Annotated in this window: 17 protein-coding genes and 1 pseudogene; 8 read left to right on the forward strand and 10 right to left on the reverse strand. The window is 70.4% G+C overall.

The annotated features are described in order from the left end of the window. Positions 1-75 precede the first annotated feature (75 nt). The 4 genes from ACZ6QO_RS18830 to ACZ6QO_RS18845 are packed head-to-tail and all read left to right on the forward strand — an operon-like array spanning position 76 to position 3,580. Entirely contained in the window at positions 76-1,296 is a 1,221-nt protein-coding gene (locus tag ACZ6QO_RS18830; protein ID WP_465852217.1) for an ABC transporter ATP-binding protein, read from the forward strand. After that, a complete protein-coding gene (locus ACZ6QO_RS18835) occupies positions 1,289-1,954 on the forward strand; it encodes an ABC transporter permease (protein ID WP_465852219.1) in 666 nt (221 codons plus the stop codon). Before ACZ6QO_RS18830 ends, ACZ6QO_RS18835 begins: the two co-directional genes overlap by 8 nt. Then, positions 1,951-2,619, forward strand: a complete 669-nt coding sequence (locus ACZ6QO_RS18840; RefSeq protein WP_465852221.1) for an ABC transporter permease — start codon at positions 1,951-1,953, stop codon at positions 2,617-2,619. Before ACZ6QO_RS18835 ends, ACZ6QO_RS18840 begins: the two co-directional genes overlap by 4 nt. Before the next feature lie 37 nt (positions 2,620-2,656). Beyond that, positions 2,657-3,580 carry an ABC transporter substrate-binding protein gene (locus tag ACZ6QO_RS18845; protein WP_465852222.1) on the forward strand — a complete coding sequence of 308 codons (924 nt, stop codon included), beginning with the start codon at positions 2,657-2,659 and terminating at the stop codon, positions 3,578-3,580. A gap of 135 nt (positions 3,581-3,715) precedes the next feature. On the opposite strand, the gene ACZ6QO_RS18850 is transcribed toward ACZ6QO_RS18845, so the two are convergent. Further along, entirely contained in the window at positions 3,716-4,525 is an 810-nt protein-coding gene (locus ACZ6QO_RS18850; RefSeq protein WP_465852223.1) for a helix-turn-helix domain-containing protein, read from the reverse strand. 242 nt (positions 4,526-4,767) lie between these two features. Here ACZ6QO_RS18850 and ACZ6QO_RS18855 point away from each other — a divergent pair, with 242 nt between their 5' ends. Further along, positions 4,768-5,247, forward strand: coding sequence for a flavin reductase family protein (locus ACZ6QO_RS18855; RefSeq protein WP_465852225.1), 480 nt, complete (start codon positions 4,768-4,770; stop codon positions 5,245-5,247). Here the strand turns inward: ACZ6QO_RS18855 and ACZ6QO_RS18860 are convergent. From ACZ6QO_RS18860 to ACZ6QO_RS18895, 8 genes and pseudogenes are all read right to left on the reverse strand, one after another. Then, positions 5,189-6,766 (reverse strand): MFS transporter, encoded by a 1,578-nt coding sequence (locus ACZ6QO_RS18860; RefSeq protein ID WP_465852226.1) that lies wholly within the window; start codon positions 6,764-6,766, stop codon positions 5,189-5,191. The genes ACZ6QO_RS18855 and ACZ6QO_RS18860 overlap by 59 nt on opposite strands. A gap of 75 nt (positions 6,767-6,841) precedes the next feature. Beyond that, complete coding sequence (locus ACZ6QO_RS18865; protein WP_465852228.1) at positions 6,842-7,330, reverse strand: MarR family winged helix-turn-helix transcriptional regulator; 489 nt, start codon at positions 7,328-7,330, stop codon at positions 6,842-6,844. Positions 7,331-7,389: 59 nt separating this feature from the next. Next, positions 7,390-9,073: pseudogene (locus ACZ6QO_RS18870) on the reverse strand (S49 family peptidase). A gap of 53 nt (positions 9,074-9,126) precedes the next feature. Further along, on the reverse strand, positions 9,127-11,355 hold the full coding sequence (glgB, locus tag ACZ6QO_RS18875) for a 1,4-alpha-glucan branching protein GlgB (RefSeq protein ID WP_465852435.1): 2,229 nt from the start codon (positions 11,353-11,355) through the stop codon (positions 9,127-9,129). 174 nt (positions 11,356-11,529) lie between these two features. Next, a complete protein-coding gene (locus ACZ6QO_RS18880; RefSeq protein WP_465852230.1) occupies positions 11,530-12,171 on the reverse strand; it encodes a hypothetical protein in 642 nt (213 codons plus the stop codon). 163 nt (positions 12,172-12,334) lie between these two features. Further along, on the reverse strand, positions 12,335-13,759 hold the full coding sequence (locus tag ACZ6QO_RS18885) for a maltokinase N-terminal cap-like domain-containing protein (RefSeq protein WP_465852232.1): 1,425 nt from the start codon (positions 13,757-13,759) through the stop codon (positions 12,335-12,337). Further along, complete coding sequence (gene treS, locus ACZ6QO_RS18890; protein WP_465852234.1) at positions 13,756-15,468, reverse strand: maltose alpha-D-glucosyltransferase; 1,713 nt, start codon at positions 15,466-15,468, stop codon at positions 13,756-13,758. Before treS ends, ACZ6QO_RS18885 begins: the two co-directional genes overlap by 4 nt. 55 nt (positions 15,469-15,523) lie before the next feature. Further along, positions 15,524-17,551, reverse strand: a complete 2,028-nt coding sequence (locus ACZ6QO_RS18895; protein ID WP_465852236.1) for an alpha-1,4-glucan--maltose-1-phosphate maltosyltransferase — start codon at positions 17,549-17,551, stop codon at positions 15,524-15,526. Positions 17,552-17,999: 448 nt separating this feature from the next. On the opposite strand from ACZ6QO_RS18895, the gene glgP reads away from it, so the two are divergent. The 3 genes from glgP to ACZ6QO_RS18910 all read left to right on the forward strand — a co-directional run bounded on the left by glgP (position 18,000) and on the right by ACZ6QO_RS18910 (position 21,745). Beyond that, positions 18,000-20,597 carry an alpha-glucan family phosphorylase gene (glgP, locus tag ACZ6QO_RS18900; RefSeq protein WP_465852238.1) on the forward strand — a complete coding sequence of 866 codons (2,598 nt, stop codon included), beginning with the start codon at positions 18,000-18,002 and terminating at the stop codon, positions 20,595-20,597. Positions 20,598-20,796: 199 nt separating this feature from the next. Further along, positions 20,797-21,375, forward strand: a complete 579-nt coding sequence (locus ACZ6QO_RS18905) for an NADPH-dependent FMN reductase (RefSeq protein ID WP_465852240.1) — start codon at positions 20,797-20,799, stop codon at positions 21,373-21,375. 10 nt (positions 21,376-21,385) lie between these two features. Then, complete coding sequence (locus ACZ6QO_RS18910; RefSeq protein ID WP_465852242.1) at positions 21,386-21,745, forward strand: winged helix-turn-helix transcriptional regulator; 360 nt, start codon at positions 21,386-21,388, stop codon at positions 21,743-21,745. Between the two features lie 5 nt (positions 21,746-21,750). On the opposite strand, the gene ACZ6QO_RS18915 is transcribed toward ACZ6QO_RS18910, so the two are convergent. Then, the gene (locus ACZ6QO_RS18915; protein WP_465852244.1) at positions 21,751-22,089 is read right to left on the reverse strand and encodes a hypothetical protein; all 339 of its coding nucleotides are present in this window, start codon (positions 22,087-22,089) and stop codon (positions 21,751-21,753) included. Between the last annotated feature and the right edge of the window lie 179 nt (positions 22,090-22,268).

Consider the following 22,268-nt stretch of genomic DNA (forward strand, 5'->3'; position numbering starts at 1 on the left):
ACGGGTGGTAGCCGTGCGCAGCCGACTCGACGTATCCGGGCCACGAGGTCCGGCCGGAGAAGCACGAGGTCGTGCGTGATCACTTTCGAAGGCGTCACCAAGCGCTACGGCGACGGAACGGTGGCCGTCGACAATCTCAGTCTCCAGGTGCCCACCGGGGCCATAACCGTCTTCGTCGGGCCGTCCGGATGTGGCAAGACGACCTCGCTACGCATGATCAACCGCATGATCGACGCGACATCGGGCCGCATTCTGCTCGACGACCAGGACGTCCGCCAGATCGACCCGCCGACCCTGCGCCGCGGCATCGGTTACGTCATCCAGCAGGCCGGCCTGTTCCCGCATCGCAAGATCGTGGACAACGTCGCGACCGTGCCGTACCTCCTCGGCTGGGACAAGAAGAAGGCGCGCGCTCGCGCGATGGAGCTGCTCGAACGCGTGGGTCTCGACACCGGGCTCGCCGGGCGCTATCCGTTCCAGCTCTCCGGCGGGCAGCAGCAGCGCGTCGGGGTGGCCAGGGCTCTGGCGGCCGACCCGCCCGTGCTGCTGATGGACGAGCCGTTCAGCGCCGTGGACCCGGTGGTGCGCACGAGCCTGCAGGACGAACTGCTGCGGCTCCAGGCCGAGCTGCACAAGACGATCGTGTTCGTCACGCACGACATCGATGAGGCCATCAAGCTGGGCGACACGGTCGCGGTGCTGCGGGTCGGCGGGCATCTCGCGCAGATCGCCGACCCGCCGACCCTGCTGGCCGAGCCCGCGGACGACTTCGTCGAGGGGTTCCTCGGCAGAGATCGCGGCATCCGGCGGTTGTCGTTCGTCCCGGCCGAGGGGGTGGCGGTGCGGCGCGAGCGGGACATTCCCGGGTGGACGGTGGTGCTCGACGCGGACGACCGTCCCTTGGGCTGGCGCGCGAACGACCCGAAAGCGAACGACCCGAAAGCGAACGACCCGAAAGCGAACGCTCCGAAGGCGAGCGGCCCGGACGCGAACGCTCCGGCCGCGGGCGGCCCGAGCGTGGAAGGTCCGGTCGCCAAGGGATCGGCGGCCAACGGCTCGGTCGCCAAGGGCTCGGGTGCGGGTGGCTCCGGGCGGGGGGCAGGAGTGGACGGGCTGCTGCCGTTCGGCGCGTTCGACCGCCGGACCGACTCCCTGCGCGCCGCGCTGGACGCCGCCCTGCTCGCGCCGTCCGGCCACGCGATCGCGGTGGACGGCGACGGGCGCTTCGAGGGCGTCGTCACCCGGGAGGCCCTGGACGAGGCGCTGGCACGTGCCAGGACGGTCTCCCATGGATGAGGGCGAGCCGCTGATCCGCTGGGCGTGGATCGGCCGCAACCTGCCGAACATCCAGCAGATGCTGGTGGACCATGTGATCATCGCGCTGGTTCCCGTGCTGCTCGGGCTGGTCATCGCGCTGCCGCTGGGCCTGGCGAGCGCGCGCTGGCGGGTGCTCTACCAGCCCACGGTGAGCCTGATGAACGTGGTCTACTCCCTGCCGTCGCTCGCGGTGTTCATCGTGCTGATCCCGCTGACCGGCTTGGCCGAGCGCGCGACGGTGATCGTCCCGCTCACCTTCTACTCTTTGGCGGTGCTGGTCCCCGCGGTGGTGGACGGCCTGGCGGCGGTGCCGGACCACGTGCGCCAGTCGGCCGTGGCCATGGGCTTCGGGCCGATGCGGCGGCTGCTCCAGGTGGAGCTGCCCATCGCGGTGCCGGTGGTGCTGGCCGGCCTCCGGGTGGCCACGGTCTCCAGCATCAGCCTGGTCAGCGTCGGCGCGCTGATCGGCCGCGGCGGGCTCGGCTACCTGTTCATCGACGGCTGGCAGCGCCAGTTCCCGACCCCGATCATCGTGGGCATCGTGCTGGTCGTGGCGCTGGCCGTGCTCGCCGACGGTCTGCTGGTGCTGACGCAGCGCCTGCTCACGCCGTGGGCTCGCGCCAGGAGGGCCGCGTGAACTGGCTGATCGACTTCTTCGGCGATCCGGCGAACTGGTCGGGTCCGGGCGGCATCCCGGCCCGGCTGCTCGAGCACGTCCAGTTCTCGCTGGTGGCCCTGCTGCTGTCGATGCTCATCGCGATCCCGCTCGGCCTGCTGATCGGCCACACCGGAAGGGGCGCCGTGCTCGTCGTCGTCACGGCGAACGCGGCCCGCGCGCTGCCCACCCTGGGGCTCGTGGTGCTGATCGTCCTGCTGGTCGGGGTCGGCACGACCTGGCCGGTGCTGGTGCCGCTGGTGGCGCTGGCGATCCCGCCGATCCTGGTGAACACCTACGAGGGCATCCGAGGCGTGGAGCACGACCTGCGCGACGCCGCGTACGGCATGGGCCTGCGCGGCGGCCAGGTTCTGATGAAGGTGCTGGTCCCGGTGGCGATGCCGCTGATCCTGCTCGGGCTGCGCGTGGCGGCGATCCAGGTGGTCGCGACGGCGACCGTCGCCGCGTACGTGGGGCTCGGCGGGCTCGGCCGCTACATCATCGACGGGCTGGCGACCAAGGACTACTCCAGCACGATCGGGGGAGCGGTCCTCGTGGCCGTGCTCGCCCTCGTCGTGCAGATCTGTTTTACGTTGCTGCAGCGTGTGGTGGTCTCACCTGGGGTGAGCCGCCGCGTGAGGCAGTAACATGTACAACCCCCCGATTTTGAAGGGATTAGCACCAATGAGGCGAATCATTACCACCGCGGCGGTCGCACTCGCCGCGGTGCTGACCTTGGGCGCGTGCGGCGGCGGAGACCCGCTCAGCGGCGACACCGGCGCGAGCGCGGCCCCCAGCGCCTCTGGCTCCTCCGCCGGCGCGGCCAAGGCCGTCGTCGGCTCGGCGAACTTCCCGGAGAACGTCCTTCTCGCCTCGATCTACTCCCAGGCGCTCCAGGCCAAGGGCGTCCAGGTGGAGGAGAAGTTCAACATCGGCAGCCGCGAGGTCATCTACGACCAGATCAAGAGCGGCGCGCTGACCGTGCTGCCCGAGTACAACGGCGGGCTGCTCGGCTTCATCGACCGCAAGAGCACCGCGGCGAGCAAGGAGGACGTCAACTCCGAACTCGCCACCAAGCTCCCCGCCGAGCTGGAGATTCTCGACTCCTCCGCGGCCGAGGACAACGACTCCCTCTCCGTCACCAAGGAGACCGCGGCCAAGTACGGCCTGACGACCATCGAGGACCTGGCCAAGGTGGCCAAGGACTTCGCGGTCGGCGGTCCGCCCGAGTTCAAGAAGCGTCGTGAGGCTCAGTTCACGGACGTCTACGGCCTGACGTTCAAGGAGTGGAAGCCCACCGGCGACACCACGGCGGACGCCATCAAGAGCGGCGCCGTCCAGGTGGGCAACGTCTTCACGACCGACCCGAAGATCCTGATCAACGGCCTGGTGCCGCTGCAGGACCCGAAGAGCGTCTTCAGCGCGCAGAACGTCACCCCGCTGGTCAACAAGGCCGGCGTGAACGACACCGTGCGCACGACGCTGAACGCCATCTCCGCCAAGCTCGACACCGCCGGGCTCGTCGACATGATGAAGCGCGTGGCCGTCGACAAGGAGGACCCGCCCGCCGTCGCCAAGGACTGGCTCACCAAGAACGGCCTCGCCTGACCGCGTGAACCGCCTCGCCTGACCGGGCGCGGCCCTCGCTTCCTGGAAGGTCCTCCCGGACGGCTCCTTGCGGAGCCTCCGCGGAGGACCTTCCGCATGAGCGCCGTCCGACAGGCCGCCGCGGTCATGGTCGCGTCATGGCTCCACGGTGGGAACGCCGCCCTCGGCGCGGGCGCGCAGGAGCCGCGCGGTGGTCTCGTCGGCGGGGAGGAACGCCTCCAGGTGCAGCTCGGCCAGGGTGACGTCGACGGCCGTCGCGAACGAGGTGATGGTGGTCAGCAGCCGCAGCTCGCCCTGCGGCGACCACAGGCGCAGCGGCACGGCGAAGCCGAGGTGGTCAGGACCCGGGTCGGCCGCCGGGACGTATCCGGCCAGCTCGGCGATGAACGCCTCCAGCCGCGGGTCGGGGCTCTTGAGGGCCACGGCCCGCATGTTCTCGATGATGTGCCGGCCCCAGGCGGCCAGGTTGCGGACGCGGGGAGCCATGCCGTCGGGGTGCAGCGCGAGCCGGAGCAGGTTGACCGGCGGGCGGAGCAGCTCCGCCGAGGCGCCCTCCGTGAGCACGCCGATGGCGCTGTTGGCCGCCACCACCTCCCCGTACGGGCGCAGCACCACCGCGGGGCAGGGAAGGTGGCCGTCCAGGACGCCGGTCAGGGCGTCGAGCACCGGACGCAGCAGCGGCTCGTCCAGGCGCGACTCGGGGAAGACCGGCGCGTAGCCGGCGGCGAGCAGCAGGGCGTTGCGCTCGCGCGGCGACAGGCCGAGCGACTCGGCCAGCCGCACCACCATGGTGCGGCCGGGCATCGAGCGGCCCCGCTCCATGTAGCTGAGGTGGCGCTGCGTCGTGCCGGCCCTGATGGCGAGTTCGAGCTGGCTCACCCTGCGGCGGTCGCGCCAGCGCCTGAGCTGCTCGCCGAACCGCGTCTCCTCCATCGTCGCGCTCACCGCTTCGTTGTATCCGAGCCCGTGGGCGTCCGGCGATACCTCACAAGGTATGACCCGGCCGCATGCCCGCGCGCGCCCGGCCCGTCGCGCACGCATGCCCGTGTTCGCCGGCCTCGCCGCGCACGCTCGCCCCTGCGCGCCGGCCCGCCGCGCGCGCTCGCCCGCAGGTGGTCGGCGTCGGACGTGGACGCGGACGTGCTGGTGGACCGGCGCGCGGTCGATCGGTGGTAGGAGTGGGGGCCATGAACGAGTTCGTGGAGGCGATGAGGCAGCTCGCCGCGGGGGTGGCGGTGGTCACCGTGCGCGAGGAGCGCGACGACATCGGGACGACCGTGACCACGTTCACCTCCCTTTCCGCCGATCCCCCCATGGTGCTGCTGAGCCTGGCCTCCGCCGGCTACCTCTGCGAGGTGCTGCTGCGCGAGGACCGGTGGGCGGTGACCCTGCTGTCCGGCGACCAGGCCGTGATGGCCAGCCGGTTCGCCACGCCGGGGCGTCCCAGCGCGCGCCTGCTCCTCGCCGGGACGCCGCACCATCGGGGCCGCCACACCGGGGCGTTCGTCATCGACGGCGGCGTGGCCGCGCTGGAGGCCGAGACCGCCCGGGTCATCCCCGGCGGCGACCACACGCTGTTCCTGGCCCAGGTGCTCCACGTCGACTACGTCACCCCCGCTCTGCCGCCTCTGGTGCGGCTGCGCGGGCGCTATCGCGCGGCGACCTGACCCGCCGCGACCCGGCCTGCGACGACCTGGTCTGCGGTGACTCGGCCTGCGGCGACCCGGCCTGCGGTGATCGGGGCTCGCGGCGGAGCGTGAAGAGCGCGACGAGGAAGGCCGCGACCAGGAGGCCGGCGCCGACGGCGAAGGCCAGGTGATAGCCGCCGGTCAGCGCCGCGGCCTGGTCCTCTCCCCGCGCGGTCAGGCCCTCGGTGCGGGAGGCCGCCAGCGTGGAGAGCAGGGCGACGCCCAGCGCCATGCCGATCTGCTGGGTGGTGTTGAACACCCCGGAGGCGAGCCCGGCGTCGTCCTCGCCGGCGTCCGACATGCCGAGGGCGGTCAGCGCCGGGATCGCCAGCCCGAAGCCCGAGGCGAGCAGCATCGCCGGGAGCAGGTCGGTGACGTAGTGCGCCCCCACGGGGACGCGGGCCAGCAGCGCGAGCACGCCGATCAGCAGGACGATGCCGGCCAGCAGGACGTCGCGCTCGCCGAACCGGGCGTACAGCCGCGGCGAGACGGCCAGCGACACCGCGCCGATCGCGGTCGCCGCGGGAAGCATCGCCAGGCCGGTCGCGGTCGCGCCGTACCCGAGCACCCTCTGCATGAAGAGCGCGGCGAGCACCTGGAAGGAGAAGAGCGCGGCGACCATCAGCATCTGGACGAGGTTCGCCCCGGCCACGTTCCGCGACCGCAGGACGCGCAGCGGCATGAGCGGGGTCCGCGCGGTGGCCTGGCGGAGGAGGAAGCCGGCGAGCAGCGCGACGGCGAGCGTCCCGAAGCCGATCGTCGGCGCCGACGTCCATCCCTGCGCCTCGACCTGGACGACGGTGTAGATGGCGAGCATGAGCCCGGAGGTGACCAGGAGCGCGCCGAGGACGTCGGCGCCGGCCGCGAGTCCGAGGCCGCGGTCGCGGGGGAGCACGGCCGCGCCGGCCGCGAGCGCGGCCAGGCCGACGGGCAGGTTGATGAAGAAGATCCAGTGCCAGGTCAGGGCGTCGGTGAGCAGGCCGCCGAGCACCGAGCCGATGGACGCGCCGGCGGCGCCGGTGAAGCTGAACACGGCGATCGCCTTGGCGCGCTCGGCGGGCTCGGCGAACAGCGTCACGAGGATGCCGAGGCCGACGGCGGCGGCCATGGCGCTGCCGGCGCCCTGCAGGAACCGGGCGACGATCAGCGTGGCGGGGTCGGCGGCCACGCCCGCGAGCACCGAGGCGGCCGTGAACACCGCCGTGCCGGCGAGGAACACGCGCCTGCGGCCGACGAGGTCGCCGAGCCGCCCGGCCAGCAGCAGCAGGCTGCCGAACGCGATCAGGTAGGCGTTGACGACCCAGCTCAGGCCGGCGGGGGAGAAGCCGAGGTCGGTCTGGATGGCGGGCATGGCCACGGTCACGATGCTGCCGTCGAGGATGGTCATCAGCGTCGCCGTGGCGATCACGCCGAGGGCGACCCATCGCGAGCGCGGCCGGGCCGGGGCAGCCTGCGGCGACGGGCGCCGGCCGGCGTTCGAGGGGGAGGTGGCGGACATAGGTGCTCTCCTGTCGGATGAGACGACAGGAGAGACCGTAGCAGATAGTTTTGTTATAGACGATCCTTGACGGATCTAACTTGCGCGCTGGCGCGCCCGCCGTACCGGCTGCGGATTGTCGGAGGGAGTGGCGAGCTCGCCGGTGACCAGGCGGTTCATGATCCGCAGGAAGACCTCGCGTTCGTCCTTGGCCAGGCCCGCGAGCGCGGACTCGTGGACGCGGTCGACGATCTCCTGACTGCGCGCGGCGACCCGCGCCCCCTCTTCGGTGACCGCGATGATGCGGGCCCGGCGGTCCTTGCCGGACGGGCGGCGCTCGGCGAGGCCGGCCTTCTCCAGGGCGTCCACGGTCACCACCATCGTGGTCTTGTCCATGTCGCCGATCTCGGCCAGCTCGATCTGCGTGCGCTCCTCCTCCAGCGCGTGCACCAGCACACAGTGCATGCGCGCCGTCAGCCCGATCTCGGCGAGCGCCGCCGCCATGCGCGTGCGCAACACATGGCTGCTGTGGTCCAGGAGGAACGACAGGTCAGGTGCGGTGCGTGCGGGCGCCATGGCGGTCATTCCCCCAGCATAACTATTCGTTTCGTGATGGATTATCCGGAAGCGGATCCGCCGCTCGGCTAACGGATCGTCCACGACCCGGGGAGCATGAGGGGGCCGTACGCGGGCAGGCCGAGGTCGGCGGCCAGCCGGGCGAGCGGTCCCCAGGCGCACCTGGCCGAGCGCCGCCGCGCGGTCCTCGCTGGACTCCGGCGGGCGCAGCCGCTCCAGAGGGTGCATGCGCGGATAGACCCGTACGGTGGCGTCCTTGGGCAGGCCCGTCCTGCTGCGGGCGATCGCCAGCGCGTCCTCCAGGCCGCCCAGCTCGTCCACCAGGCCTCTGGCGAACGCGTCCGCGCCCGTCCAGACGCGGCCGCGCGCCAGTTCGTGGGCCCGGTCGCGGTCGAAGCCCCTGCCCTCGGCGACCTTGCCCACGAAGTCGTCGTAGATGCGGTCGAGCCAGGCGTTGACCCGCTCCCACTGCGGCTCGGAGAAGGCGCGGCTCGGCGAGAACATGCCCGAGTTGGCGCCCACGTCCACCGACTCGGAGGTGATGCCGATGCGGCCGAGCAGCTCGCCGACGGCGGGCTTGCCGCCGAACACGCCGATGGAGCCGGTCAGCGTGCCCGGCTGGGCGACGATCACGTCGGCGGCCATCGCGACGAAGTAGCCGCCCGACGCGGCCAGGTCGCCCATCGAGATGATCACCGGCTTGCCGGCCTTGCGCGTGAGCACGACCTCGCGCCAGACGACGTCCGAGGCGACGTAGGACCCGCCCGGGCTGTCGACGCGGAACACGACCGCCTTGACGTTGTCGTCGCGGCGGGCCGCCCGGAACGCGGCCGCGATCGTGTCGGAGCCCATGGAGCCGCCGCCGCCGAGAGGGCTGCGCCCGCTGCGGCCCAGGCGGATCTGGCCGTGGCCGTGGATCAGCGCGACGACCCGCTCGCCCGGGTGCGGGAGCTTCTTGGCGATGGCGCCCTTGGCGTACCGCGAGACGTACAGCAGCAGGTCGCCCTCGCCGCGGACCTCGTCGTACACCTCGTCGCGGTAGGCGAGGCGGTCGACCAGGCCGGCCTCGACCGCCTCGGCGCCGATGAACGGGCCCCGGTCGATGAGCTCGCGGACCCGCTCGGGGGCCAGGCCGCGTCCCTCGGCGATGCCGGAGACGACCTGCTCGACGACCGACTCGGCGATGCGCGCGGTGGACTCGCGGTGCGCCTCGGTCATGTGGTCCTGGGTGAACATGTTCGGGGCGGTCTTGTACTCGTGCCGCTGGCCGATCTGGTAGTCGACGCCGATCTTCGCCAGCGCGTTCTTGACGAAGCGCTGCTCCAGCGAGACGCCGGTCAGGCCGACGTCGCCGGACGGCTGGAGGTAGACCCTCTCGAAGGCGCTGGCCAGGTAGTAGGGCACGGTGCCCGCGCCGAACTCGCCGAAGGTCTCGGCGTAGGCCACGGTCAGCTTGCCCGCGGCCCGGAGCTGGACGACGGCCGTGCGCAGCTCCTGGACCATGGCGAGCCCGATGGGCCGTCCGCCGATCTTGACGATGAGCCCCTTGACGCGTGGATCCCTGCGGGCGCGGCGCAGCCCCGACAGCACATCGGCCAGGCGGGTCTTGCGCATGGACAGCAGGGCGCCGAGCGGGTCGGAGGGCGGCCCCTCGGTCAGGCCCTCGGTGAGGTCGAGTTCGAGCACGAGGGGGGCCGTGCGCCGCTGCCGGAGCCTGTCGACGGTGTCCATGATCGACTTTGTCGCGTCCATAGCGACACCCTAGGCGACGTTTCCGGTGAACAGGCGCACGCTTTCCCTCCGGTTCACACCGGCGGCAGGTCCTCGGCGTCCGCTTCGGTGACGGCGCTCGCGGGCTCCGCAGGCTCCGCGGGCTCGCGCTTCGGGGCGGCGTGGCGCAGGTACAGCGCGCCCAGCGGCGGCACGCGCAGACGCGTGGAGTAGGGCAGCCCGTGCCAGGGCTCCTCGACGGCCTCGACGGACCCGAAGTTGCCCACCCCGCTGCCGAAGTAGTGGTAGGCGTCGGTGTTGATCACCTCTTCCCAGCGTCCGGGGGCGGGCAGGCCGATGGCGTAGTTCTCGTGCGGCGCCCCGGAGAAGTTCACCACGCAGGCCAGCATCGAGCCGTCGGCGCCGTGGCGCACGAAGGAGAAGACGTTGCCGGGGGCGTCGTCGGCGTCGATCCACTGGAAGCCGGACGGGGTGTGGTCCTGCGAGTGCAGCGCCGGCGTCTCGGCGTACAGGTGGTTGAGGTCGCGCACCAGCCGCTGGACGCCCTGGTGCGGCTCGAAGTCCAGCAGCCACCAGTCCAGGCCGCGCTCCTCGGACCACTCGGAGCCCTGGCCGAACTCGCTGCCCATGAACAGCAGCTTCTTGCCGGGATGGGCCCACATGAAGGCGAACAGGGCCCGCAGGTTCGCGAACCGCTGCCACTCGTCACCGGGCATCTTGCCCAGCAGCGACCCCTTGCCGTGCACCACCTCGTCGTGCGACAGCGGCAGCACGTAGTTCTCGGCGTAGGCGTACATCAGCGAGAACGTCATCTGGTGGTGGTGGTACTGCCGGAACACCGGCTCGTGGTGCAGGTAGGCCAGGGTGTCGTGCATCCAGCCCATGTTCCACTTGAACCCGAAGCCGAGCCCGCCGAGGTGCACGGGACGGGAGACGCCGGGCCACGCGGTGGACTCCTCGGCGATGGTGACGATGCCGGGCGCCTCGCGGTAGGCCACCGCGTTCATCTCCTTGAGGAACTCCACGGCGTCGAGGTTCTCGCGTCCGCCGTAGATGTTCGGCGTCCACTCGCCCTCGGGGCGTGAGTAGTCCAGGTACAGCATCGAGGCGACCGCGTCCACGCGCAGGCCGTCGATGTGGAACTCCTTGAGCCAGTAGACGGCGTTGGCGACCAGGAAGTTGCGCACCTCGCGGCGGCCGAAGTCGAAGATGAACGTGCCCCACTCGGGGTGGGTGCCGCGCCTGGGGTCCGAGTGCTCGTACAGGGGAGTGCCGTCGAACCGGGCGAGCGCCCACTCGTCCATGGGGAAGTGGGCGGGCACCCAGTCGAGCAGCACGCCGATGCCGGCCTGGTGCAGCCGGTCGACCAGGTGGCGGAACTCGTCCGGGCCGCCGAACCGCGAGGTGGGCGCGTAGTAGGAGGTGACCTGGTAGCCCCACGAGCCGCCGAAGGGATGCTCGGCGACCGGCAGCAGCTCGACGTGCGTGAAGCCCATCTCGCGCACGTACTCCACCAGCTCGGTCGCGAGCTGCTGGTAGCTCAGGCCGGGACGCCAGGAGGCCAGATGCACCTCGTAGGTGCTCATCGGCGCCGCGAGCGCGTCGCGCTGGGCGCGCCGGCGCATCCAGTCGTCGTCCTCCCAGGCGTAGGAGGACGACTCGACGATGGACGCGGTGGCCGGCGGCCGTTCCGTGCGCCGTGCCATCGGGTCGGCCTTCGACCGCCACACCGAGTCGGCGCCCAGGATGGAGAACTTGTAGTGCTCGCCCGCGCCGACGCCGGGGATGAACAGCTCCCACACCCCCGACCGGCCCAGGGACCGCATCGGGTGCGCCGCGCCGTTCCAGTGGTTGAACCCGCCCTCCACGCGGACGCCGCGCGCGTTGGGCGCCCAGACGGCGAAGGCGGTGCCGTCCTCGTCGTCGTGCCGCATGACACGGGCGCCGAGCACCTCCCACAGGCGCTCGTGCCGGCCCTCGCCGATCAGGTGCAGGTCGACCTCGCCCAGGGTGGGCCAGTGGCGGTAGGGGTCGCCGCCTTCGTACGGCTGCCCGTCGGCGTAGGTGACGCGGAGCCGGTAGGACGGGATCTTGTCCACCCCCGGCAGCGTCACGGCGAACACCCCGTGCGCCTCGTGGCGCATCTCGTGCGCGGAGTCCTCCAAGACCAGCTCGACCTTCTCGGCCAGCGGCTTGAGCGCTCGTACCGTGAGGCCCTCGGGGGAGAGATGCGCGCCCAGGATCGCGTGCGGATCGTGGTGCGCGCCACCGGCCAGCCGGTTCAAGTCAAGATCCGCGTTCATCAGATCGCTCACCGCTCCTCGGCACCGTGACTGCTGTTCATGAGCTAACCCTGCCCCAGATCGTCCCGCCAACCCATGATGTCGGGTGGATCGCACCATGCTTATGGCAATCGCACCGTTTTCGACGATGCTTATGGCAATCGCGAGGTTTTCGGCGCTGCCGGAACGGCCGCGTCACCACCTCAGCACGCGGACGCCGCCGGAGTCCATGTCGACGACGATGCGCCCGATATCCAGTTCGTCGCCGTTGGGGAACCACACGAACAGTTGCAGGCAGCGGCGCGTCTCGCACCCGAACCGGCGGAAGATCAGCGACCTCACCCGCAGATCCGCGGCCGACGAGAAGGGACGGTGCGCCGCCTTGGCGTAAGCCCTGCGGACGATCGAGGCGAGCGGCGGGTCGGCGAGGAGGAACTCCGTCGCGCGCGCCTGCTCGGCGCGGGTCGGGGCCGGCGGATGGCCGCCGTCGCGCGGGTCGCCGGAGGAGGGGAGCCCCAGACGGGACATGGCGCCGGCCTCGCCGCGACGGGCGCGGGCGGCCTCGCGGCTCCGCGCGCTCACCTCGTCGCCGGGGTCACCCTGATCGCCGTGGTCACTGTGATCCTCGCGGTCCTCGCCGCCCTGGTGCTCCTCTTGCCCCGGGCCGGCCCGCCCGGGCCACCCCGGCGGGGACGGACCGTCGAGCCCGGTGTCGGCCGGGCGGGGACGGCGCGGCCCGCTGCCGCCCGTCCACACCGCCAGTGCCGCCACGCCCGTGGTGAGCACCACGGCGAGGGCGCCGCCCACGATGGTGATCGCGAGCCGCCTTCGCCTCATCAGCCCACTCTCTGACTCTGTGTCGACATGTGGTAACAGATGGTATCCGAGGTGTGGTGCGAGGCGTCGTCAACGGCGCCGAGGGTCACCGCCGTCCCGGCCGGTCGCGTCCCGGGACTGGACCGCCCGTCCCTGCCGGCCTCGTTCCCGGCCGGCCGGGGAGTCAGTCGTCGGGGTCGGTGAAGGCGGCGAGCGGGATGGGCAGCCAGGACGGGCGGTTGCGGGCCTCGTAGACCACCTCGTAGGCGGCCTTGCTCAGCTCCAGCGCCCGCAGCAGCACCGCGTCGTCGCCGTGGATGCGCCCGCCGCCCGCCGAGTATCCGGCGATGAACGCCGCCCGGTTGCGCTGGGCCCACTCGACGGCCCGGGGGTGCAGCTCGGCGGCGTCGGGATGGTCGGCCAGCAGGTGGCGCGCCGCGTAGTCGAACGAGCGGAGCATGCCGGCGACGTCCCTGAGCGGGGAGTCAAGGGCGCGGCGGTCCTGCAGCGGCTGCCCCGGCTCGCCCTCGAAGTCGAGCAGGACCCACTCGCTGGGTGTGCGCATGACCTGGCCCAGGTGGTAGTCGCCGTGCACCCGCTGCACGGTGATCGGCCGCCCGGTGTCGGCCAGCCGGTCGAACGCCTCGTGGGCGACCCCGGCGTGGGCGGCGAGCTCGGGCACCTCGGAGATGGCGTTCTCCAGGCGCCGCCTGAACCCCTCGACCATCCGCTTGACCTCGGGCGCCTCGACCGTGCTCGTCGGGAAGGCGGCGGCCAGTTCCTTGTGCAGGTGGGCGGTGGCCATGCCGAGGCGGTTGGACTCGGCGGCGAAGTCGCCCCCGGCCTCCGCGGCGGCGGTGCCGGGCAGTGACCCGTACAGGTCGCGCACGCTGGTGAGGGCCAGCGCCCATCCGTCGCTCGCGGTGGGCAGGAACTCCTGGGTGAAGGCGAGCGTGGTGTTCTGGCCGCCGATGTCGGCCTCGATCCACCCGTACGGTTTGGCGATGTGCGGCGAGCCGCGCTCGGCGAGGGCGGTCACCACTTCCAGCTCCGGGTTCACGCCGGGGACGATCTTGCGGAACAGCTTGCAGATGTAGGCGTCACCGTAGACGAGCGAGGTGTTGGACTGCTCGGCGCCCAGGACCAGGCTGCGCGGCGAGGGGTCGATCTCGACGTCCGGCATGTGGCGAAAGCGCAGCGGGCCGATGTCGGCGCCGGAGGCGATGGACGACAGCAGCACGCCGGTGACGTCGGAGTCGTGCACCGCGTCGTAGGCGTGGCCGTCGGCGGTCTCGCCGATGGCGGCGTGCCTGAGCCGCTGGGGCAGCACGGGACGGAAGCCCACCAGAAGCTGGTAGCGATCGGTGCGCGTGTCCTGACGTACGGTGATGACGAAGTGGCGCACCTGCACCTGCTCGCGGGCCTGCGGCCTGCGGTCCGTGGTCCCGCGGGACCCCGCCACATCGCTGTGGAAGGATTCGGCAGGACCACGAAGGGGCAACGGAGTGGCGGCCTCGACGGCCAGGTCGCTGATCGCGCGGCCCTTGCCGGCGAACCACCGCTGATGGGTGATCCAGCCGGCAAGAAGCTCTTCGAGAGTAGGTCTCACGTCTCCTCGGCTGCTGCGCTCGTTGGCGGAAGGGTGAACCAGTAGAACCCATGCCCGGGAAGCGTCAAAAGATACGGAAGTTCGCCAATTGGTGGAAATGGCACCCCTCCGGTGCACTCCACGGGCGTGACCCCCTCGAACCGGCGCAGATCCAGCTCGACGGGCTGGGGGAAGCGGGACAGGTTGTTGACGCACAGCACCCGGTCGTCGCCGAGCTCGCGGACGAAGGCGAGGACGCTGGGGTTGGAGGAGTTGAGCTCGGTGAACTCGCCGAGACCGAAGACGTGGTGGCGCTTGCGGATCTCGATCATCTTCTTGGTGAAGTGAAGGAGCGAGCCGGGGTTCTTCTGCTGGGCCTCGACGTTGAGCGCCTGGTACCCGTAGATCGGATCCATGATCACGGGAAGGTAGAGGCGGCCGGGGTCGCAGTCGGAGAAGCCCGCGTTGCGGTCGGGGGTCCACTGCATGGGGGTGCGGACGCCGTCACGGTCGCCCAGCCAGATGTTGTCGCCCATGCCGATCTCGTCGCCGTAGTACAGCACGGGGCTGCCCGGCAGGCTCATCAGCAGGGCGGTGAACAGCTCGATCTGGTTGCGGTCGTTCTCCAGCAGCGGGGCCAGGCGGCGGCGGATGCCGACGTTGGCCCGCATCCGGGGGTCCTTGGCGTACTCGGTGTACATGTAGTCGCGCTCTTCGTCGGTCACCATCTCGAGCGTGAGCTCGTCGTGGTTGCGCAGGAAGATGCCCCACTGGCAGTTCTCGGGGATCTTGGGGGTCTGCGCCATGATCTCGGAGATGGGGTAGCGCGTCTCGCGGCGGACGGCCATGAAGATGCGCGGCATCAGGGGGAAGTGGAAGGCCATGTGGCACTCGTCGCCGCCGGTCACCGGGTCGCCGAAGTACTCGACGACGTCGGCCGGCCACTGGTTGGCCTCGGCGAGCAGCACGCGGTCGGGGTAGAGCGCGTCCACTTCCTTCCTGATGCGCTTCAGGTAGGCGTGGGTCTGCGGGAGGTTCTCGCAGTTGGTGCCCTCCTGCTCGAACAGGTAGGGCACGGCGTCCAGGCGGAAGCCGTCGATGCCGAGGTCCAGCCAGAAGTTCAGGACCTCCACCATGGCGTCCTGAACCGCGGGGTTCTCGTAGTTGAGGTCCGGCTGGTGGTGGAAGAACCGGTGCCAGTAGTACTGCCCGCGCACCGGGTCGAAGGTCCAGTTGGAGGTCTCGGTGTCGATGAAGATGATGCGGGCGTCGCTGTAGCTCTCGTTGTCGTCCGACCAGACGTAGAAGTCGCCGAACGGGCCGGTGGGATCGTGCCGGGACGCCTGGAACCACGGGTGCTGGTCGCTGGTGTGGTTCATGACGAGGTCGGCGATGACGCGCATGCCGCGCTTGTGCGCCTCGTCCACGAGCTTGATGAAGTCCCCCAGATCACCGAAGTCAGGGAGGATCTTCATGAAGTCGGAGATATCGTACCCGCCGTCTTTCAGGGGGGATTCGTAGAGTGGCAGCAGCCACAGACAGTCGACGCCGAGCCACTGGAGGTAATCCAGCTTGCTGATCAGGCCGCGGATGTCACCGGTGCCGTCGCCGTTGCTGTCCGCGAAACCCCGGATGAGGACCTCGTAGAAGACGGCGCGCTTGTACCAATGAGGGTCGCGCGGCTTTTCGTGTGTGAAGGTGTTCGGGACGGGCTGAGGCGTCAAGCTCACCTGTGGACTCCCCGCTGTGCTGATGCGCGCTTTCCGCCGCCTTCGCCAGGGCCTGCTACGGCTGACTGGCCGGCGTCGCTCGCAGTGTGAGGACGTGGGCTGGGTTGGTATGCGGATCGAGACGCACGTAGTTGGCATGCCGCCAGTGGTACGACTCGCCCGAGAGCTCATCGTCCACGACGAATTCGGCGTCCCAATCGAGGCCGAGGGCCGGCATGTCCAGCCAGACCGTCGCCTCATGGGTGTTGTGTGGATCGAGGTTGACCACGACCAGGACCACATCTCCTACGGCGTGCCTTCGTGTGGACGCGTCATAGGCGCCGGGCAGCCGCTTCGAGAAGCAGATCATGTCCGGGTGGTCGATGTTGTGAAACCGTAGGTTACGCAGTTCCTGAACCGCCGGGTGTGCTCTTCTGAACAAATTGAGGGTTGTGAGGAAGGGAGCCAGGCTCCGGCCCTCGTGCTCGGCGGCGGCCCAGTCACGCGGCCTCAGCTCGAATTTCTCGCTGTTGAGATATTCTTCGCTGCCCGGTCGCACCGAGACGTTCTCCGCGAGCTCGTAGCCCGCGTAGACCCCCCACGTCGGTGACGCCAGCGCCGCCAGGACGGCCCTGATCTTGAACGCCGGAACGCCCCCGTTCTGCAGGTACTCGTGCAGGATATCCGGAGTGTTGACGAAGAAGTTCGGGCGCAGGAAGTGCGACGTCTCGTGCGACAGCTCCGCCAGGTAGCTCTCGAGGTCGGTCTTGGAGTTCTTCCACGTGTAGTAGGTGTACGACTGGTGGAAGCCGATCTTGGCCAGCGTCTGGAGCATCGCGGGACGGGTGAACGCCTCCGACAGGAACAGCACGTCGGGGTCGGTCGCGTTGATCTCGGCCGTCAGCCGCTCCCAGAACCCCACCGGCTTGGTGTGCGGGTTGTCCACGCGGAAGATGCGCACGCCGTGGGACATCCAGTGGCGTACGACCCGCAGGACCTCGGCGTAGATGCCCTCGGGGTCCTTGTCGAAGTTCAGCGGGTAGATGTCCTGATACTTCTTCGGCGGGTTCTCGGCGTAGGCGATCGAGCCGTCCGCCCTGATCGTGAACCAGTCGGGGTGCTCCTTGACCCAGGGGTGGTCGGGGGAGCACTGCAGGGCGAGGTCGAGCGCGACCTCCAGGCCCAGCTCGCGGGCCCGGGCCACGAACCCGTCGAAGTCCTCCAGCGTGCCGAGGTCGGGATGGACCGCGTCGTGGCCGCCGTCCTCCGAGCCGATCGCCCAGGGCGAGCCCACGTCGTACGGCTCGGGGTGCAGGGTGTTGTTGCGGCCCTTGCGGAACGTCTCGCCGATCGGGTGGATCGGCGGCAGGTACACCACGTCGAAGCCCATGCCCGCGACGGCGGGCAGCCGCTCGGCGGCGGTACGGAAGTTCCCCGACCTCGGGACGCCGGCCTCGTCGACGACCGCGCCCTCGGACCGGGGGAACAGCTCGTACCACGACCCGTACAGCGCGCGCCTGCGGTGCACCCGCACCCGCAGCCTCGGCCCCCGGGTCACCAGGTCGCGCAGCGGGTGGGCGGCCAGCACGCTCGCCGTCTCGGGAAGCTGCGCCACCGCCAGCCTCGCCCGCGGGTCCAGATCGTCGTCGCGCAGCTGCTCGGCCACGTGCTGCAGGGTCATGCGATGGACGCACTTGTCGCAGCCGGCCTGGCGCACGCCCTTGGCGGCGCGTTCGAACAGCCGCGCCCCCTCCTCGCACATGAGGTCGACGTCGATGCCGCGAGGGATCTTGATGGCGGCGTCGTGGAGCCAGGTGGCGATCGGATCGCTCCAGGCCTCGACGCGGAACTGCCACTCGCCCTCGGTCGGCAGCGTCACCTCCACGGCCCAGCGGTCGGTGCCGGGGGCGACCTCGCGCATGGGCAACGGCCGGCCCCGCGAGCCTTGCGGGTCGGTCAGCACGACCCCCGCCGCCACCGCGTCATGTCCCTCGCGGAACACGGTGGCGCTGATCTCGAAGGTCTCGCCGGCCGCCGCCTTCGCGGGCCACTGCCCGCAGTCGACGACAGGTTGGATGTCCTGAATTGGGATTCGTCCGATCATCGCGTCTCAAGGTAGCGGCGACGCACCGGTCGTCGCCGGGATTGTGAGGGCAGGGTGATCTTCACTTTCGAATAGTGACCGGTCCGAGCCGGAGTGTGGGCGGACATTTGTCGGCGGGCATGGTCGGCCGCGCCCCAGGTGACAGGCGTCGTCCCGGGGCTCGGAGGCTGCGTGAGGCTCTTACATGGGACTGCCCCCATAGTCGCTCTTCAAGCCTGCCTGAGGGAAGTCGGGGGATACTTGGGGTGGCTTGTGTCCCTTACCCTCGACACAGCCCACCTGCGGTCATAGGCCGCACATGATCAATTTGACATCACTGTAATGACTCGGACTTCGTGAGGTTTGAGCTGCTTGGGTAGCGGTGAGAGCAGAAACGCATGAGATCTGGTAGGCGCACAAGAGTGTTCCGGTCGCGCGTCGTGGCGCTGAGTAACTAGGGTCTGGCCCCGTGAGAGCAATCCGCAGGTTCACCGTCCGTACCGTCCTTCCCGTGGAGCTCGCCGCGCTCGGCGAGCTCGTCCACAATCTGCGCTGGTCATGGCATCCCGAGACCATGGACCTGTTCGCAGAGGTGGATCCCGACACGTGGCAACGGGTAGGGCACGACCCCGTCGCGCTGCTGGGCGCGGTGGAGGCTGACCGGCTGGCCGAGCTGGCCCGTGATCGCAGGTTTCTCCGCAAGCTGGCCGACGCCGCCGACGACTTGCGCGAGTACATGACCGCGCCGCGGTGGTACCAGACACTGCCCGGCGCGCCCGCGGCCATCGGCTATTTCTCGCCCGAGTACGGCATCGCCGCCGCGCTCCCGCAGTACTCGGGAGGTCTCGGCATCCTCGCCGGCGACCACCTGAAGGCCGCGAGCGACCTCGGCGTGCCCATCCTCGGCGTCGGGCTGCTCTACCGGCACGGCTACTTCAGCCAGTCGCTGTCGGCCGAGGGCTTGCAGCAGGAGCACTACCCGAGCCTCGATCCCGGCGGCCTGCCGCTCAGCCTGCTCAAGGAGGAGGACGGCACGCCGTCCCGCGTCGCCATCCCGCTGCCCGAGGGCCGCGCGCTGCACGCGCAGATCTGGGTCGCGCAGGTGGGCCGCGTCCCGCTGCTGCTGCTCGACTCCGACGTGGCCGAGAACGACAACGCCGCGCGCGACGTCACCGACCGGCTCTACGGCGGCGGCACCGACCACCGGCTCATGCAGGAGCTTCTGCTCGGCATCGGCGGTGTGCGGGCGCTGCGCGCGTACTGCCGCGTCACCGGCCACCCCGAGCCGGAGGTCTTCCACACCAACGAGGGCCACGCCGGCTTCCTCGGCCTTGAGCGCATCCGCGAGCTCACCGAGCACCGCCTGTCGTTCGACGAGGCGCTGGAGGCCGTCCGGGCCGGCACCGTCTTCACCACGCACACCCCGGTGCCCGCCGGCATCGACCGCTTCCCCGCCGAGATGATCGGCAAGCAGTTCGGCGGCGAGAACGCCTGGCCGACCGTGCCCGTCGAGCGCATCCTGGCCCTCGGCGCCGAGCCCGACGGGCCTGAGGGCGGCGAGGCGATCTTCAACATGGCCGTCATGGGCATGCGGCTGGCCCAGCGGGTCAACGGCGTCTCCGAGCTGCACGGCGCCGTCAGCCGCGAGATGTTCCAGGGGCTGTGGCCGGGCTTCGACCTGGACGACATCCCCATCGGCTCGATCACCAACGGCGTGCACGCCCCCACGTGGGTCGCGCGCGAGGTCATGGAGCTGGCCGGCAAGGAGCTGCCGTCGCTGATCGAGATCGCCCAGGGCTGGGAGGGCGTGCAGAAGCTCTCCGACGAGGACATCTGGGCCATCCGCGGCAGGCTGCGCCGCACGCTCGTCGAGGGCGCCCGCGCGCGGCTGCGCGCCTCCTGGCGCGCTCGCGGCGCCTCCACCGTCGAGCTGGGCTGGATCGACGAGGCTCTGGACCCCGACGTGCTGACCTTCGGCTTCGCCCGCCGGGTGCCGTCCTACAAGCGGCTCACGCTCATGCTCAAGGACCCCGACCGGCTCAAGCAGCTGCTCCTCGACCCTGACAAGCCGGTCCAGATCGTGATCGCCGGCAAGGCCCACCCGGCCGACGAGGGCGGCAAGAAGCTCATCCAGCAGATCGTGAGGTTCGCCGACCGCGAGGACGTGCGCCACCGCATCGTCTTCCTGCCCGACTACGACATGGCCCTCGGGCAGCTCATGGTCCAGGGCTGCGACGTGTGGATGAACAACCCGCTGCGCCCGCTTGAGGCGTGCGGCACCTCCGGCATGAAGGCCGCGCTCAACGGCGGCCTGAACCTGTCCATCAAGGACGGCTGGTGGGACGAGTGGTTCGACGGCGACAACGGCTGGGCGATCCCCACCGCCGACGGCGTCGAGGACCCCGACCGCCGGGACGAGATCGAGGCCGGCGCGCTGTACGACCTCATCGAGCGCGAGGTCGCCGACCGGTTCTACGACCGCGCCGGCGGCACGCACCCGCGGCGCTGGCTCGACATGGTCAAGCACACCTTCACCTCCCTCGGCCCGAAGGTCCTGGCCGGGCGCATGCTGCGCGACTACGTCGTCGGCCTGTACACCCCGGCGGCCAAGTCGGCTCGCGAGCTGTCCACGGCCGACCACACCAAGGCCCGCGAGTTCGCCGCCTGGAAGCTGCGGGTCACCCGCGCATGGCCGGGCGTGCGGGTCGAGCACATCGAGACCTCCGGCATCGGGGACACCCCCGAGCTGGGCGCGTCGATGGAGGTGCGCGCCACCGTCGCGCTGGGCGAGCTGTCGCCCGGCGACGTCAGCGTGGAGGCCGCGTACGGCAAGGTCGGCGGGCACGACCAGCTGCTCGGGCCGTCGTACGTCACCCTCGCCGCCGAGTCGGTGAGCGACGACGGCAAGGCCGCCTACACCGGCGTGGTCCCCCTCGACCGCACCGGCGCCTTCGGGTACACCGTCCGAGTCGTCCCGGCCCACCCCCTGATGTCCTCTCCCGCCGAACTCGGCCTCATCGCCGTTCCGGAGGAGCCCGCGGGCATGACCAGCGGCACCCTCCGCTGACGTCCCGCTCCACCCCGGCACCGGGCACGGCCACCCTGGCCGGCCCGGTGTCGTCGTTCCGGGACCTTCTCGCGTCACCCCCCGGTTCGGAAATATCCGGCCTTGCTGCTAAGTTCCGATTAGTCGCTAAGCATTCCTTAGTACCTAAGGTCCGCGGACGCCCCCTCGGGGCCGGCGTCCGGGCGGTGAGGAGATGGACATGGCCAAGCTGGAGATCATCGTGGCGAGCACGCGGCCGAACCGCGCGGGGTCGCCCGTGGGGGACTGGATCGCGACGGAGGCCAAGGCGCACGGAGGGTTCGACGAGGTCGAGGTCGTGGACCTCGCCGAGCTGGCCCTGCCGTTCATGGACGAGCCGCACCATCCGCGGCTGCGGAACTACATCAACCAGCACACCCACGACTGGAGCGCCAAGGTCGACGAGGCGGACGCCTTCGTGTTCGTCATGCCGGAGTACAACTTCGGCTACAGCGCGCCGCTGAAGAACGCGATCGACTACCTGTTCCACGAGTGGGCCTACAAGCCGGTCGGGCTCGTCAGCTACGGCGGCGCCTCGGGAGGCCTCCGGGCCGCGCAGATGATCAAGCAGGTCGTCACCACGCTCAAGATGGTCCCGGTGGTGGAGGCCGTCTCCATCCCCTTCGTCGGCCAGTTGATCGGCGAGGACGGTAGTCTTTCCCCCGACGACGGCATGCTCGCGTCGGCCAAGGCCATGTTCGATGAGCTCAAGCGCGTCAGCGAGGCCCTGAAGCCGCTGCGTGAGACACAGCCCGCATGAGGAGCGACCCGTGACCGCCACGACGGACGTCCACAAGGTCTGCGCACGGTTCCACACGGCCGTCGAGCTGATCGGCGCCCGCTGGACCGGCGCGATCCTGCGCGTGATCTTCACGGGAAGTCATCGGTACGCGCAGATCAAGGAGGCCGTACCGGGGGTCAGCGACACCATGCTGGCGTCCCGGCTGCGCACCATGGAGGCCGAGGGCCTCGTCGAGCGCAGCGTCCTTCCCTCCTCCCCGGTCCAGGTCGAGTATCACCTCACCGAGAAGGGCCGCGACCTGGCCCCCGTCCTAGAAGCCATGCTCGCCTGGTCCCACAAGTGGATCCCGCTCCCCACCCCCGGCGCTGACCACATCGCCGCAGAGTAACGCGCTCAGTCGGCGAACAGTTCGTCCGTGGTGGTCGCGGTGATGCTGCGCAGCATCCAGGTGTCGAGCAGGGTGAGATCGGTGCAGGCTGTGATGCGCTCGCGGGCGTCGTCGGAGACGTGGACGCCGCGAGCCTTGAGAATGGTCAGCACCGCGTTGCCCCTCTCTTCGGCCCGCGCTTTCCGGCGTCCTGCTTGAAGTCCTGCTTGAAGTCCTGCTTGACGTCCTTCCTCAAGTCCTTCTTGACGTCCTTCCTTGAGACCTTCCTGTCTGCCTGCTTCGAGTCCCTTGCCGTAGTGCTCTTTGGCGAAGGGGCTGTAGACGGGCCAGGTGGCGTCCTTCATGATCTCCTCCAGGGTGCGGCCGGTCGCGGAACATCAGGTTGAGGGTGTCGTGTACAAAGGGAGGGTGCGTCACGGAATGTTATAAGACAAATACGCCGAGTGGTGACGTCGGTCCGGCTGCGTGGTCGCTTCGGGGTGGGTGGACGTCCGTCCTGCGCCGAGTCAGCGGGGCTTGTCAG

The sequence above is a fragment of the Sphaerisporangium sp. NPDC049457 genome, from assembly GCF_055586705.1.